9 protein-coding genes and 2 pseudogenes are annotated in these 13,176 nt (G+C 71.4%); 4 read left to right on the top strand and 7 right to left on the bottom strand.

What is annotated here, in order from left to right; genetic code table 11:
- Positions 1 to 23 precede the first annotated feature (23 nt).
- Positions 24 to 959 carry a LysR family transcriptional regulator gene (locus tag IA22_RS0128745; protein WP_030125282.1) on the bottom strand — a complete coding sequence of 312 codons (936 nt, stop codon included), beginning with the start codon at positions 957 to 959 and terminating at the stop codon, positions 24 to 26.
- Between the two features lie 45 nt (positions 960 to 1,004).
- Here IA22_RS0128745 and IA22_RS0128740 point away from each other — a divergent pair, with 45 nt between their 5' ends.
- On the top strand, positions 1,005 to 1,979 hold the full coding sequence (locus tag IA22_RS0128740; RefSeq protein ID WP_030125281.1) for an SDR family NAD(P)-dependent oxidoreductase: 975 nt from the start codon (positions 1,005 to 1,007) through the stop codon (positions 1,977 to 1,979).
- A gap of 6 nt (positions 1,980 to 1,985) precedes the next feature.
- Here the strand turns inward: IA22_RS0128740 and IA22_RS0128735 are convergent, their stop codons facing one another.
- Together IA22_RS0128735 and IA22_RS0128730 are read right to left on the bottom strand one after the other, a co-directional pair.
- Complete coding sequence (locus IA22_RS0128735; protein ID WP_015579131.1) at positions 1,986 to 3,314, bottom strand: enolase C-terminal domain-like protein; 1,329 nt, start codon at positions 3,312 to 3,314, stop codon at positions 1,986 to 1,988.
- A gap of 58 nt (positions 3,315 to 3,372) precedes the next feature.
- On the bottom strand, positions 3,373 to 4,710 hold the full coding sequence (locus IA22_RS0128730) for a gluconate:H+ symporter (protein ID WP_030125280.1): 1,338 nt from the start codon (positions 4,708 to 4,710) through the stop codon (positions 3,373 to 3,375).
- A gap of 116 nt (positions 4,711 to 4,826) precedes the next feature.
- Here IA22_RS0128730 and IA22_RS0128725 point away from each other — a divergent pair, with 116 nt between their 5' ends.
- Positions 4,827 to 5,615, top strand: a complete 789-nt coding sequence (locus IA22_RS0128725; protein WP_015579129.1) for an IclR family transcriptional regulator — start codon at positions 4,827 to 4,829, stop codon at positions 5,613 to 5,615.
- 121 nt (positions 5,616 to 5,736) lie between these two features.
- On the opposite strand, the gene IA22_RS0128720 is transcribed toward IA22_RS0128725, so the two are convergent.
- From IA22_RS0128720 to IA22_RS0128710, 3 genes are all read right to left on the bottom strand, one after another.
- Complete coding sequence (locus IA22_RS0128720) at positions 5,737 to 6,954, bottom strand: cysteine desulfurase-like protein (protein ID WP_030125279.1); 1,218 nt, start codon at positions 6,952 to 6,954, stop codon at positions 5,737 to 5,739.
- Between the two features lie 320 nt (positions 6,955 to 7,274).
- The gene (locus IA22_RS0128715; protein WP_030125278.1) at positions 7,275 to 8,822 is read right to left on the bottom strand and encodes a pectate lyase family protein; all 1,548 of its coding nucleotides are present in this window, start codon (positions 8,820 to 8,822) and stop codon (positions 7,275 to 7,277) included.
- Between the two features lie 500 nt (positions 8,823 to 9,322).
- Positions 9,323 to 10,531, bottom strand: a complete 1,209-nt coding sequence (locus IA22_RS0128710) for a CaiB/BaiF CoA transferase family protein (protein WP_030125277.1) — start codon at positions 10,529 to 10,531, stop codon at positions 9,323 to 9,325.
- A gap of 393 nt (positions 10,532 to 10,924) precedes the next feature.
- On the opposite strand from IA22_RS0128710, the gene IA22_RS0128705 reads away from it, so the two are divergent.
- Positions 10,925 to 11,995 (top strand): glycoside hydrolase family 43 protein, encoded by a 1,071-nt coding sequence (locus IA22_RS0128705; protein WP_014153528.1) that lies wholly within the window; start codon positions 10,925 to 10,927, stop codon positions 11,993 to 11,995.
- Between the two features lie 130 nt (positions 11,996 to 12,125).
- Positions 12,126 to 12,707 (top strand): annotated as a pseudogene (locus IA22_RS0128700) (hypothetical protein); the annotation flags it as partial.
- Here the strand turns inward: IA22_RS0128700 and IA22_RS35450 are convergent.
- Positions 12,696 to 13,176 (bottom strand): annotated as a pseudogene (locus IA22_RS35450) (amidohydrolase family protein); the annotation flags it as partial. The pseudogenes IA22_RS0128700 and IA22_RS35450 overlap by 12 nt on opposite strands.

Below are 13,176 nucleotides of genomic sequence, written 5' to 3'. Positions count from 1 at the left end.
GAGGCCGACCACGCTCCCGCGGGTCAGCCGGCCCGGGCGGCGGAGGGGGTCTCCGCGGTTCCGCCGGGCGCCCCGGTGCGTCCCGGCTGCCGGAACGCGGTGACGGTGTGCCGGACGAAGCTCCGGATGCCCGGCGTGGTCCGCTCCTTCGGCCAGACCAGCCGCAGGGGAACGGCCGGCCCGTCCGCCAGGCGGATGCTGACGGTTCCCTCGGGTGCGCCGCCGCCTCCCGACGGCGGCGCGGCAAGGGCGACCGCCTGGCCCAGGCGGACCACCGCCAGCATCTGCAGACCGTCGCTCACCTGGGGTCCGGGCGTACCCGGCAGCCCGTCCGGCCAGAGGTTGGGGTCGTTGAGCTGAGCCCCTGGGCCCTGCCAGCCGAGCAGGGGTTCACCGGCCAGATCGGCGACGCGCAGGGTCTTTGCCCCCGCCAGCCGGTGCCGGGCGCCCACCAGCACACTGATCCGTTCGCGGCGCAGCACCACGCTGCTCAGTCCGTTCCCGCCCACGGGGGCGCGGACGAGCGCGATGTCGGCCTGCCCCGAACGCAGCCGGCCGAGCTGGTCGTCGATCGTGCCGACGGCGGTCCGGGCCGGGTGCGCCGGGTCGGCCTCGTTGTACGAGCGGACCATCCTGTCGAGCAGGGCCGCGTCGCATCCGGGTCCGGTCAGTGTCACCGAGGCGTTCCGCTCGGCCGCCCTGCGCACCCGTGAGGTCACGTTCCCCGCCTGGGCCAGGAGCGACCGGCCCTCCTCGAGCATCGCGTGGCCGGCGGCGGTCAGTGTGGCGCCTTTCGGCGTACGCAGCAGCAGGGTGGCGCCGACGGCCTTCTCCAGGGCGAGGATCGCGCGCGAGAGCGCCGGCTGCGTCATGGACAGGCGTTGTGCGGCGCGGGTGAAGTTGCCCTCCTCCGCCACGGCGATGAAGTAGTGGACCTGCCGGATCTCCACGTCACCCATGCACGCATCCTCCCACCCGGACGCATGCCCGCGCGGCATCGGGCCATGCCGGAACGGAACTTCCATGATCGTCGCCGGGGCGGTCTGCTGGAGGTACGGACGAAGGGCACCCGCCCCGGCCGAGGCATCGAGCAGGAGCACGGCATGACCAAGTACGCCCCCAAGGCAGTGGTGACGGCCGGGACCGGCGGCATCGGGCTGGAGACGGCCCTCGGACTGGCGCGCCGGGGCTGGGACCTCACCCTCGTCGGCCGCGACCCCGAGCGTGGCAAGGCGGCGGTGGCCCGCGTCGACGAGGCCGCGGGGCGCGGCGCGGGGCGGTTCGTCGGCGCGGACCTGTCGTCCCTGGCCGCGACCCGGCTGCTGGGGGAACGCCTCGCCGGCGAGGGCGGCCTCGATCTGCTGGTGAACAACGTGGGCGGCATGTGGACCGAGCGCCGGGAGAGCCCGGAGGGCGTCGAGCTGAGCATCGTCCTCAACCACCTCTCGCCCTACGTCCTCACCGGGACGCTGACCGACGCGCTCGCCGCGGCGGCACCGAGCCTCATCGTGAACGTCACGTCGAGCGCCGTCGCCGCCGCTCAGGCCGTGTTCGAGGAAGCCGAACCGCCGGGCCCCCACTACGGTCTCGCCGCCACGGGACGGGCCAAGCTGGCCCATCTCGCGCACACGGTGGAGCTCGCCGAGCGGCTCCGCCCCCGGGGCGTCTCGGTCTTCGCCGTCGACCCCGGGGCCGCCGCGACGGACAACGCCGCGCGGATGACCGTCGACATCCTGTCCCCCGCCCTGCGGCCCCACTGGGAGGAGATCAGGAAGGGCGTCTCGGCGCCGGTGGCGGCGGCCGCGACGGGTCCGCTGGCCGCCGCCACCGACCCCGCGCTGGACGGACGCACCGGTCTGGTGATCGGGCCCGGCGGCGCCGTCGACGGGACGCTCCTGGCCTACGTCACCCCCGGACTCACCGAGGCCGTGCGGGTCTGGACGGCCGGTCTCATGGCGGCGGCGGGCCAGGCGTCCTGACGGGTTCTACCGCACCAGGCAGGGCCGCTTGGCGTCGAACGTCCAGCCGGGCACGAGGTACTGCATGGCGTCGGCGTCGTTCCGCGCCCCCAGGGCCTTCTCGAGGTAGAGCTCGTGGGCGGCGTGGAGGCGGTCCATGTCGAGTTCGACACCCAGGCCGGGTGCGTCGGGGACGGCGATCTCACCGTCCGAGATGCGGGGCGGGGCGACGGTGAGCCGCTCCAGGCCCTCCTGCCAGATCCAGTGCGTGTCCAGGGCGTTGTACTCCCCGGGGGCGGCGGCACCGCAGTGCGTGATCATGGCGAGGGAGATGTCGAAGTGGTTGTTGGAGTGGCAGCCCCAGGTCAGGCCCATCGCGTTGCACAGCTGTGCCACGCGCACCGACCCCTGCATGGTCCAGAAGTGCGGGTCGGCGAGCGGGATGGACACGGACTGCAAAGCCAGGGCGTGGGTCAGCTGCCGCCAGTCGGTGGCGATCATGTTGGTCGCGGTCGGGAGGCCGGTCGCACGGCGGAACTCGGCCAGGACCTCACGCCCCGAGTAGCCGTCCTCCGCCCCGCAGGGGTCCTCGGCGTAGGCGAGGGTGCCCAGCAGCGGGGAGCAGAGCTCGACCGCCTCGCGGAGCGACCAGGCGCCGTTCGGGTCCAGGGTGATCCGGGCCCCGGGGAAGCGGTCCTTGAGCGCGGTGACGGCCTCGACCTCCTCGGTGCCCGCGAGGACTCCGCCCTTCAGCTTGAAGTCCCGGAAGCCGTAGAGGTCGTAGGCGGCCTCGGCCTGGCGGACGATCGCCCCGGGAGTGAGGGCCTCCTCGTGGCGGATGCGGTACCAGTCGACGTCGGACCGGGGTTCGCGGACGTAGTCCAGCTCCGTGCGGTCGGGGTCGCCGACGTAGAAGAGGTAGCCCAGCACCCGTACGGAGTCCCGTTGCATGCCGTCGCCCAGCAGGGCCGCGACCGGCACGTCGAGGTGCTGGCCCAGCAGGTCGAGCAGGGCCGACTCGACCGCGGTGACGGCGTGCACGGTGGTCCGCAGATCGAAGGTCTGGGCACCCCGCCCGCCCGAGTCACGGTCCGCGAACCTGCTTCCGATCTCGCGCAGGACGCGCTTGTGGTCGCCCACCTTCGCGCCGAGGACCAGGGACTCGGAGTCCCGGAGGGTCCGGGTGATCTTCTCGCCTCCGGGCACCTCCCCGAGCCCGGTCCGGCCCTCGGAGTCCTTCAGGACGACGATGTTGCGGGTGAAGAACGGGCCGTGGGCGCCGGAGAGGTTCAGCTCCATGCAGTCGCGGCCGGCGACGGGATAGACGGAGAAGTGGGTGACGGTCGGCTGGTTCATGCTGGTCGGGTTCCTTGGGTGCGAGAGGGAGCGGGCCGGGAGCCGGGATGCGGTGCCTTCAGAGGCCGGTGACGTCGAGGGTCCACTCGGCCGCCAGGACGCCTCCGAGGCCGAGGACCGCGAGCACGGTCGTGTAACCGGTGCGGACCTTGATCGCCTGGATGACCGAGAGGTTGAAGTACTCCTTGAACAGCCAGAATCCCGGGTCGTTGACGTGGGAGAAGGCGATCGATCCGCACGACACGGCGAGGACCATCATCTCGGGGTGGGCGCCGCTCCCGGCGAGGAGCGGCAGCACCACGCCGGAGGCGGTGACCACGGCCACCGTCGCGGAGCCGAGCGCGATGCGCAGGATGGCGGCGATGAGCCAGGCCAGGATGATCGGCGAGACCGGCCAGTGCTCCGTGACGTCCTTGATGTAGTCGGAGATCCCGCCCTCGACGAGGACGTTCTTGAAGGCTCCGCCCGCACCGATGACCAGCAGGATCATCGCCATCGCCCGGGCTGCCGAGGCGCAGGAGGCGCTGACGTCGGCCAGGCTGCGGCCGATCCGTGGTCCGAACGCCCAGGCCGCCAGGAGGAGGGCCAGCAGGAGCGCGATCGGCGCGGAGCCGACGAAGGCGATCCCGTGCAGGAACGGGCTTTCACCGGACGCGGCCATGTCGACCACGGCCGCGCCGGCGATCAGCGCCACCGGGAAGAGCGCCACGAACAGCGACCACCCCATGCCCGGCATCTCCTCGTCGGTGAACTCCCGGTCACTGACGAGGCCTTGGGGGATGGAGGGGTTCATCGCCCTCACGAACGGCAGCCGCGGCCACAGCAGCGCGACGAGCGCACCCGCGGGCACGGCGATGAAGAGGCCGTAGAAGAGGGTGTGGCCGACGGAGGCGTGGAACGTCGCGGCGACGGCGGTGGGACCGGGGTGCGGCGGAAGGAAGCTGTGCATCGTGGACAGCGAGATCGACATCGGCAGGCCCACCCACAGCAGGTTCACCCCGGTGACCCTGACGAGCGTGAACGCGATCGGCACGATGATGATGAAGGCGACCTCGTAGAACATGGTCACGCCGATGAGCATGGACGTGACCACCATGGCCAGCTGCACCCCGCGCGGTCCGAAGGCGTCGAGCAGTCTGCCGGCGATCCGCTGGGCCGCGCCGGAGTCACCCATGATCCGCCCGACCATCGCACCGAGGCCGATGGTGAGCATGGTGTCGCCGATCTGGTCCCCGATTCCGGCCGAGAGGACGTCCGGTATCTCGACGGCCGGTATCCCCTGGACCAGAGCCACGCCGACGGCCACGAGCAGCAGTGCGGCGAAGCCGTTGAGCTTCATACGGGTCATCAGGAGCAGCAGCACCACCACGCTGATCCCGACTACGACGAGCGACATGCCAGTTCCCCGATCTCATCCTCATATGCAGATGGCGTATATGTATGAGAACGGAGGTTAGGGCGGTGAACGCGACAGGGTCAATGGGTGTGACAGCGCGGATTTACGATGGGCGGATGCCGGAGAACAGCGGGGTCCGTGGGGTGAAGTCGGCGTCCCGCACGGTCGCCCTGCTCGAACTCCTCGCCTCCCGGGGCGACCGGCCGGCCCGGCTGGACGAACTCGCCGAGGAGCTCGGCGTACCGCGCAGCAGCATGTACCAGTTGCTGCGGACCCTCGTCGACTGCGGCTGGGTGCGCACCGACACCACCGGCTCCCTGTACGGCATCGGCATCCGCGCCCTGCACACGGGGACGAGTTATCTGGACAGCGACCCGCATGTGCGCGCGGCGCGCCCCTACCTCGACGAGGCCTCGGACGCGCTCGGCGAGACGATCCATCTGGCCAGGCTCGACGGTTCGAACGTCGTGTATCTGGCGACGCGTGAGTCCCACGAGTACCTGCGCACCATCAGCAGGGTGGGGCGCCGCATCCCGGCGCACGCCGGGGCGCTCGGTAAGGCCCTGCTCGCCGAGCGGCCCGATGACCGACTTCCTCTGCCGGAGGGGCCCCTGACTCCCCGCACGGAGAACACGCACACCGAACGCGCCACACTGCTGGCCGATCTCGCCGGGGTGCGCGAGCGCGGCTACTCGATCGACCGCGAGGAGACGGTGACGGGCATCGCGGGTTTCGGCTTCGCCCTGCGGTACGACACACCGGCCGTCGACGCCATCAGCTGCTCGGTGCCGGTGGCGCGGCTCGGCGAGGAGCACGAGAGGCGGGTCGTGGCGGTGATGCGGGAGATCCGCACGAAGATCGAGAGCGCCCTGTCCCCCGCCTCCGGCGCCCCCGACTGGCGCTGACCCATCACCTCCGGTGCACCCGACCGGCGCCGACCCGCCGCGTCCTGCGTCCCGGACCGGCGCTGCCTCCCCCCGCGTCGGGCCGCGGGGGGAGGCAGCGCCCCGAGGGCGTTCCGCCGCGTCAGCCGCGGGGCGTGTCGAGCGCGTTCAGCAGCCGGTCGACGTCCTCGTCGCAGGTGTAGGGCGCGAGGCCGACCCGTACGCCGCCCTCGTCCCCCAGTCCGAGCCGGCGGGACGCCTCCAGGGCGTAGAACGACCCGGCCGGTGCGTCCACTCCGCGTTCGGCCAGGTGCCGGGAGACCTCCCCCGAGTCCCGGCCCGCCACCGTGAACAGCGTGGTCGGGGTACGCCGTGCCGCACGGGAGTACACGGTGACGCCGTCCAGCCCGGCCAGTCCTTCCTCGATGCGGCCGTGCAGCCGGTCCTCGTGCGAGGCGAGCGCCGTGAACGCCCGGACCAGACGCTCCCGCCTGCTGCCGGCGCCCGGGGCGAGCCCGGCGAGGAAGTCCACCGCCGCCGTCGCACCCGCCAGCAACTCGTAGGGCAGCGTGCCGAGTTCGAAGCGCTCGGGCACGGCGTCGCTGGAGGGCAGCAGCTTGTCCGGACGGAGGCTGTGGAGCAGTTCCCGCCGCCCGGTCAGCACGCCGAGATGCGGTCCGAGGAATTTGTACGGCGAGCAGACCAGGGTGTCCGCGCCGAGGGCGGTGAGATCGACCGTGGCGTGCGAGGCGTAGTGCACCGCGTCGACGTGGAGAAGCGCGCCGGCGCCGTGCACCAGGGCGGCGAGGGCGGGGATGTCGGGGCAGGTGCCGATCAGGTTGGAGGCCGCGGTGACGGCCACGAGCCGGGTGCGGCCGGACAGTACGGCTTCGAGGTGTGCGGCGTCGAGCTCACCCGTTCCGGGGTCGAAATCGGCCCACCGGACCGTCGCTCCCACGGCCTCGGCGGCCTGCACCCAGGGCCGTATGTTGGAGTCGTGGTCGAGCCGGGACACCACCACTTCGTCCCCCGGTCCCCAGTCCTTGGCCATGGTGCGCGCCAGGTCGTAGACGAGCTGGGTGGCGCTGCGCCCGAACACCACCGAGCCTGCCTCCGAGCCGAGCAGATCGGCCAGGGCCGACCGTGCGTCGGCCACGATCGTCTCGGCGTTGCGCGCGGCCTCCGTGAGGACGCCCCGGTTCGCCAGGGGACGGGTGAGGGCTTCGGCGATCGCGTCGACGACCTGCTGCGGCGTCTGGGTGCCGCCCGGCGCGTCGAAGCGGGCGGTTCCCGCCTTCAGCGCCGGGAAGCAGGAACGGATCGCCTGCACGTCGAGGGTGTGGCCGGTGTCGCTGCTCAAGGGGTGCTCCGGGAGGGGTGAGGTCGGGCGCCGGCGCCGCGCCGGCCGGCCGACGCGCCCCCACGCCCGGGGCGGCGGGTGACTGACCCGGCTCGGGTACGCCCCGAGCCGCGCCAGGGACTCGATGGTCATGATGGCACCGAAGCCTCGCGGCCACGTGGTGTCGCCCGCCGGGACCCCGGACGCGGGCCGCGGAAACACCGAATCGGGGGCCGTCGCGTCCGACGGCCCCCGATCGGGGCGTTCAGCGGCGGGAAACCGGCCCCGCGTGGCTGCCCGGTGCTCCGGCACGGCTCCGGACGGGCGCCGGGGCCGTGCCGCTATCCGGCGTACGTCTCGAACTCGGCGACCTTCGGTGTCCCGGACGAACCGGTGATCTCGAAGGTGATCTTCTTCAGCGAGGTCTTGGGCACGGTGATGGCACCGGCCCTGGTCCCGGAGGTGAGAACCGCGCCGGTGTCACCGTTGACGACCTTCCAGGCCCCGATGGCACCGGTGGAACCGGAGGCCTCACGGATGTTGACCTTCGACACGGACGTGGCGGTCCCCCACTTGATCGAGATGGAACCCGTCGATCCGGCCGGCGACCAGAAGGTGCTCATGTCACCGTCACGCACGTTTCCGTAGCTGGATCCGCTCGCCTTGCTGGAGCCGTCGGATCCGGCCCCGATGCTGAGGTTGGTGCCGCCGGGCTGGGTGGGGTCCGTCGGATCCGGCGTCGGGTCCGTGGGGTCCGGCGTGGGGGTGGGCGTCGTCGGCGAGCAGCTGCCGTCCGACACCTTCAGGCCCTTGTTGGCACCCGCGGTCGCAGCCACGATCGCCGGGACGCAGCTCGCGTTGTCCAGGCTGTAGGAGTAGGGGATGCTGACGGTGGTGTTGGACTTCGGGTCGGGACCGGCCGGGTTGTTCTCGCTGCCCTTGGCGGACCAGGTCACGTTGTCGAACGTGTTGCCGCCGACCTGCCAGTATCCGGCCGCGTTCGTGTAGAACGTGCCCAGGACGTCCTTGGAGTTCTTGAAGTAGTTGTTGTCGACCTTGGCCCGCGCTCCGGCCCGGGAGTTGATTCCGGACTCGTTGAGCTTCACGTAGTAGTTGTTGTAGATGTGGGCGATGCCGCCGCGCAGCAGGGGCGCCCGCGAGTCGATGTTCTCGTACAGGTTGTGGTGGTACGTGATGTAGCCGTTCGAGAGCTCGGTCTCACTGGAACCGACCAGGCCGCCACGGCCGGAGTTGCGCAGGGTGCTGTAGGACAGCGTGACGTACTGGGTGTTGTCCTTCATGTCGAAGAGGCCGTCGTAGCCCTCCGACTCGCCGCCCGAGGCCTCGAGAGTCGTGTGGTCGACCCAGACGTTGCGGACGTCGCTCTCCATGCCGATGGCGTCACCGCCGTTGGACGTGGGCGAGCCGGACTTCTTGACGTTCTTGACGGTCACGTTCTGGATGATGATGTTGCTGGACTCACGGATGTGGATGCCCAGCTGGTCGAAGACGGCACCGCTGCCGACGCCGACGAGCGTGACGTTGCTGATCTGCTTGAGCTCGATCACACCGGCTGCGGTGTTGCAGCTGTTCCCGGACACCTTGGCGGTGTTGCCGTGGTTGATCGTGCCCTCGACCTGGATGGTGATCGGGGTGCTGCTGCTGGCCCGGTTGCACAGGGCCGTGTGGATCGCGGTACCCGTGGTGGCCCGCACGGTCGTCCCGCCGGCGCCGCCGGTGGTCCCGCCGTTCTGGGTCGCGTATCCGGTGGCACTCCCGGTCGCCGCCGCCGACGCCGCCTCGGGCATCGACAGCACCACGCCGGTCGCGGCCGCCACGGCCAGCGTGGCCAGAGCGGCGTTGAGTCGCAGCGCGACTGGTCGTCTCATGTTGGTGTCCCCATTCGTGTTCACATGCTGTGGTGCTGCTCCATGCCGCGGTCGCAACGGCGAACCGGCGGGGCTGTCGGCTTGACGCCGGGCAGCACTCGTCGGCCGGTGGTGCATGTTCGTTCCGAGCGGTCGGGGCGGCGGTCTCCGCCGGTCCCGGGACGAGCGAGGCGGCCGGGCCCGGTGCGGACAGGTGTGGTGCACCGTCGTCCGCCGGTGGGGCCGGCCTCCCGGTGAAGCCCTGGGCCGATCAGGTGGCGGCTCACGCGCGTTCGTCGCGACGGCCGTCGCGGACGAACGCTTCCACCGGACGGGACCCAGAAGGGGAAAGCGCTTTCTGTCCGCGACAATAGAGGGCCCGTCGCCGGACTGACAAGGTTCATGACAGAGATGAAATCCGGGACCCCGCCCGGCGCACTAACGGCAACACCCGCTCAAGTCAGTGGACTTGAGACATTCGAGGCAGCACTCCCGCCGCGCTCCTGCCCTCTCATCGAAAGTCAGACGGCGCCGTCGGCACGCAGTTCGCCGATCTGCCCTGCGGTGTAGCCGAGTTCGGCCAGGATCCGTCCGGTGTGCTCGCCGGCCGCGGGGACGGCACCCATGCGCGGGGTGGTGCCCGCCAGGTCGACGGGCGGCAGCAGCGCTTCGACCGTCGCTCCGCCGGGCACGGCCACCTCCCGCCAGCGGTCACGGGCGGCCAGTACGGGATGTTCCAGGAACTGCTTCACGTCGTTGACGGGGGCGTTGGCGATGCCGATGGCATCGAGAAGCGCCGTCACCTCGCCGCTGCCGGATGCGGCGATCCGCCCGGCCAGGAGCGCGTCGACCTCCTCACGGTTGCTCACCCGGGCCGGTCCGGTGGCGAAGCGCGGGTCGTCGGTGAGGCCGGGATCACCGAGGAACCGCTCGCAGAGCGCGGCCCATTCGCGCTCGTTCTGCACGGAGAGCAGTACGTCCCTGCCGTCGGCCGCGGTGTAGGTGCCGTACGGGGCGATGGTGGCGTGCCGGGTGCCGACCCTCGGCGGCTGCGCACCGCTGTAGGCGGTGTAGTAGGCGGGCTGTCCCATCCACTCGGCGAGCGCCTCGAACAGCGAGACCTCCACGGCGCGCACGGTGCCCCGGGTGGCCCGCGTGAACAGCGCGGTCAGGATGCCGCTGTAGGCGTACATGCCCGCCGCGATGTCGGCGACCGACACCCCGGCCCGGGCCGCCTCACGGGCACTGCCGGTGAGGGAGACCAGGCCGGTCTGGCACTGCACCAGGAGGTCGTAGGCCTTCCGGTCCTTCCAGGGCCCGCTCGATCCGTAGCCGGTGACCGCGCACGGGATCAGCGTCGGGTACCGCTCCGCCAGGTCGTCGGCGGACAGGCCCATGCGGGCGGCGGCACCGGGCGCGAGGTTCTGGACGAACACGTCGGCCCGCGCCAGGAGTTCCTCCAGGACTGCTCGCCCCCGCCCGGTCTTCAGGTCGAGCGTCAGGGACTCCTTGGAGCGGTTCAGCCAGACGAAGTAGCTGGACTGGCCGTGCACCGTGGTGTCGTACCGGCGGGCGAAGTCGCCGCCGCCCGGACGCTCCACCTTGATCACCCGGGCTCCGAGATCGGCGAGCTGGCGGGTGGCGAAGGGGGCGGCCACCGCCTGTTCGATGCTCACGACGGTGATGCCGGACAACGGCAGTTCGTCGGCGGGCACGTTTTCCTCGGCCATGGGTCGTCCTTCGGGGGTGTCGGTGAACCGAGCGGGCCCCCATCATGTGCGTTCACGCGCAGCCCACGGAGGACCGGGCCGCACAGGCGGGCCGGGGGCAGGGATCCATGCCCCCGGCGCGTGCAGCCGTGCCGAGGGCCACCGGCCTCCGGGGGGGGCGAGACGCTCGGGCCGTCCTCGACGGCACCTCGATATTGACATGGGCAGATCCACTCGTGATGCTGTGAGAGCGCTCTTTTCATCGATGTACATGTCGGTGCGGAGGCGGGGACATGACCGCCCGTCATCCCCGCGTCCCTCGCCGGCATGGCCCTGACCAGCCCTGCCCGCGTGCCGGCAACCGCTCCCCCGGTTGCCGCGGCGCGGCGCGGAGGCCGACCATGGAGCGGGATGATGAAGCTTCCTCGTCACCTTTCCGGTATCGCCGCGTTCGCTCTCTCCGTCCTGCTCGCCGCCGCGATGTGTCTCGTCTCCGCCGGGACCGCGCGGGCGGACCGTACCGGTATGCAGGCCGCGGATCCCAGCGTCCTGCGCGTCGGCGGCACCTACATCTCGGTGCAGTCGACCGGGGGCGGCATAGCCGTGCGGCAGGCTTCGTCGACGGCGGGCCTGGCCTCCGCACCGGCCCGCCAGGTCTGGTCGGACGCCCGCGGCCTCGGCGAGGTCTGGGCCCCGGAGATCGTGCGGGACGGCGGCCGCTACTACATCTACTTCTCGGCCGGCCGGGGCGCCGCCCACCGGATGTACGTCATCGACTCGGCCGCACCGGACAGCGGATACACCGGGGAGTCGAAGCTCGCGCTGGCCGACGACAAGTGGGCCATCGACGGCACCCTGTTCACCTTCAACGGGCAGCGCTGGTTCGTCTGGTCCGGCTGGGCGGGCGACACGAACGTCGAGCAGAACCTCTACATCAGCCGGATGAGCGGCCCGAGGACGCCGACCGGCGCGCGGTACGTGATCTCGCAGCCACGCGAGAGCTGGGAACGGGTCGTCGGCAACCCGTTCATCAACGAGGCACCCGAGGCGATCAAGGACCCGAACGGGCAGCTGCACATCGTGTACAGCGCAAACGGCAGCTGGAGCGACCAGTACTGCCTGGCCGATCTGCGGCTCCGGGCCGGCGGCGACCCCACGTACGTATGGGACTGGTACAAGTCGAACGGCTGCCTCTTCGGCTCCTCCCGCGCGACGATGATGTCCGGCTGGGACCCCACCCTGTACGTCGACGGCCCCGGCCACCACAGCTTCGTCCTGCTCGACGGCGACATCGGGACGAGCCCGCCGGCCGGCCCGCGCTTCCCCCTCATGTTCCACGCGGTCGCCAAGGGGACTCCGTACTCGTGGGCGAACCGTTACTGGTACACCGGCACGTTCACCTGGTGGGGCGGCACCACGTACAGCAGGGCCAACGTCCCCGGCTCGAACACCAGCACCGGCTGGAGCCTGAAGTTCTTCGAGTGACACCGCTCGGCCTACCCGCCCGCCGCCGGAAAAAGACGTGGCCCCCGGCGCCCGGGCGGGCTACGCTCCCGCCGATGACTACTCGAGGTTTCCGCAGATTGGGGGTCCTGACCGCGCAAGGTGAGTGCTGATGCTCACCACGACCGCGTTCCAGGATTCCCGCATTTCCTTCTGGCCGCGCGTGCGGGAGATCGCCGTGCCGCCCTCCATGATCGGGACCGCGACGGCCCGGCGCCGCGCCGGCGACTGGGCGGGGGCCTGCGCCGCCGCCGGATTCGACGTCGATCTCGACCTGCGTACCGTCGCACGTGTCCACGGCAGTGACCTGGCCGCCCGTCTCCGGGCGGACCTGCGCCGACTGGCACCGGACCTGTTGCGGTGGCACATGCCCAGGACCGCGCCCGACGGACTGCTCCGCACCGGCACGACGCTCACGCTCGCCAGGTACGACGAACCGGGGCATCCCCGTCCTGTACGTCTCGTGGTGCGTACCGCGCCCGCGTGGGCGGAGGGCGGGCAGCGCATCAGCCTCACGGTGTGGGACGGCCTCGCACCGCACGGACACGGGTACGGCCCGAGCGGCTACCGCCCTCCGGACCGGCGGTTCCGCCTGGACCTGCACCGGCACCTCTGGGACGCGGACCGCAGTCACGAACTGCGCCCGCGCACCGGGGCGGACGGGCCCCTCGACGGGCCGGTACCTCCCTGGGCCTTCGGCGAGTACCCCGTCGGCCACGATCCGCGTCCCGCGCAACCAGGTGGACCTGACGACACCGTGCAGGGTCTTCCCCGCATAAGCGGTGACCTGGTTGCGGTGCTGGAGCCCGGCCGGATCGACCGTGAAGCTCTCCTCGGGAGCCAGGACCACGAAGTCCGCGTCCCGCCCCGCCTCGATCGCACCCTTCCGTCCCAGCCCGGCCAGAGCCGCCGGACCCGCCGACATCCAACGCACCACATCCTCCAGGCTGTGACCACGACGACGCGCCTCCGTCCACATCGCCGGAAGCCCCAGCTGGAGGGAGGAGATACCGCCCCAGGCGGACGCGAAGTCAGGGGTCTTCAGGTCCGTGGTGCACGGCGAGTGATCGGAGACGACACAGTCGATCGTGCCGTCCGCCAGCCCCGCCCACAACGCGTCCTGATTGACCGCCTCACGAATCGGCGGACAGCACTTGAACTCC

The organism is Kitasatospora papulosa, assembly GCF_000717245.1.
Taxonomy (GTDB): Bacteria; Actinomycetota; Actinomycetes; order Streptomycetales; family Streptomycetaceae; genus Streptomyces; species Streptomyces papulosus.
This window is presented reverse-complemented; position numbering and strand designations above follow the sequence as displayed.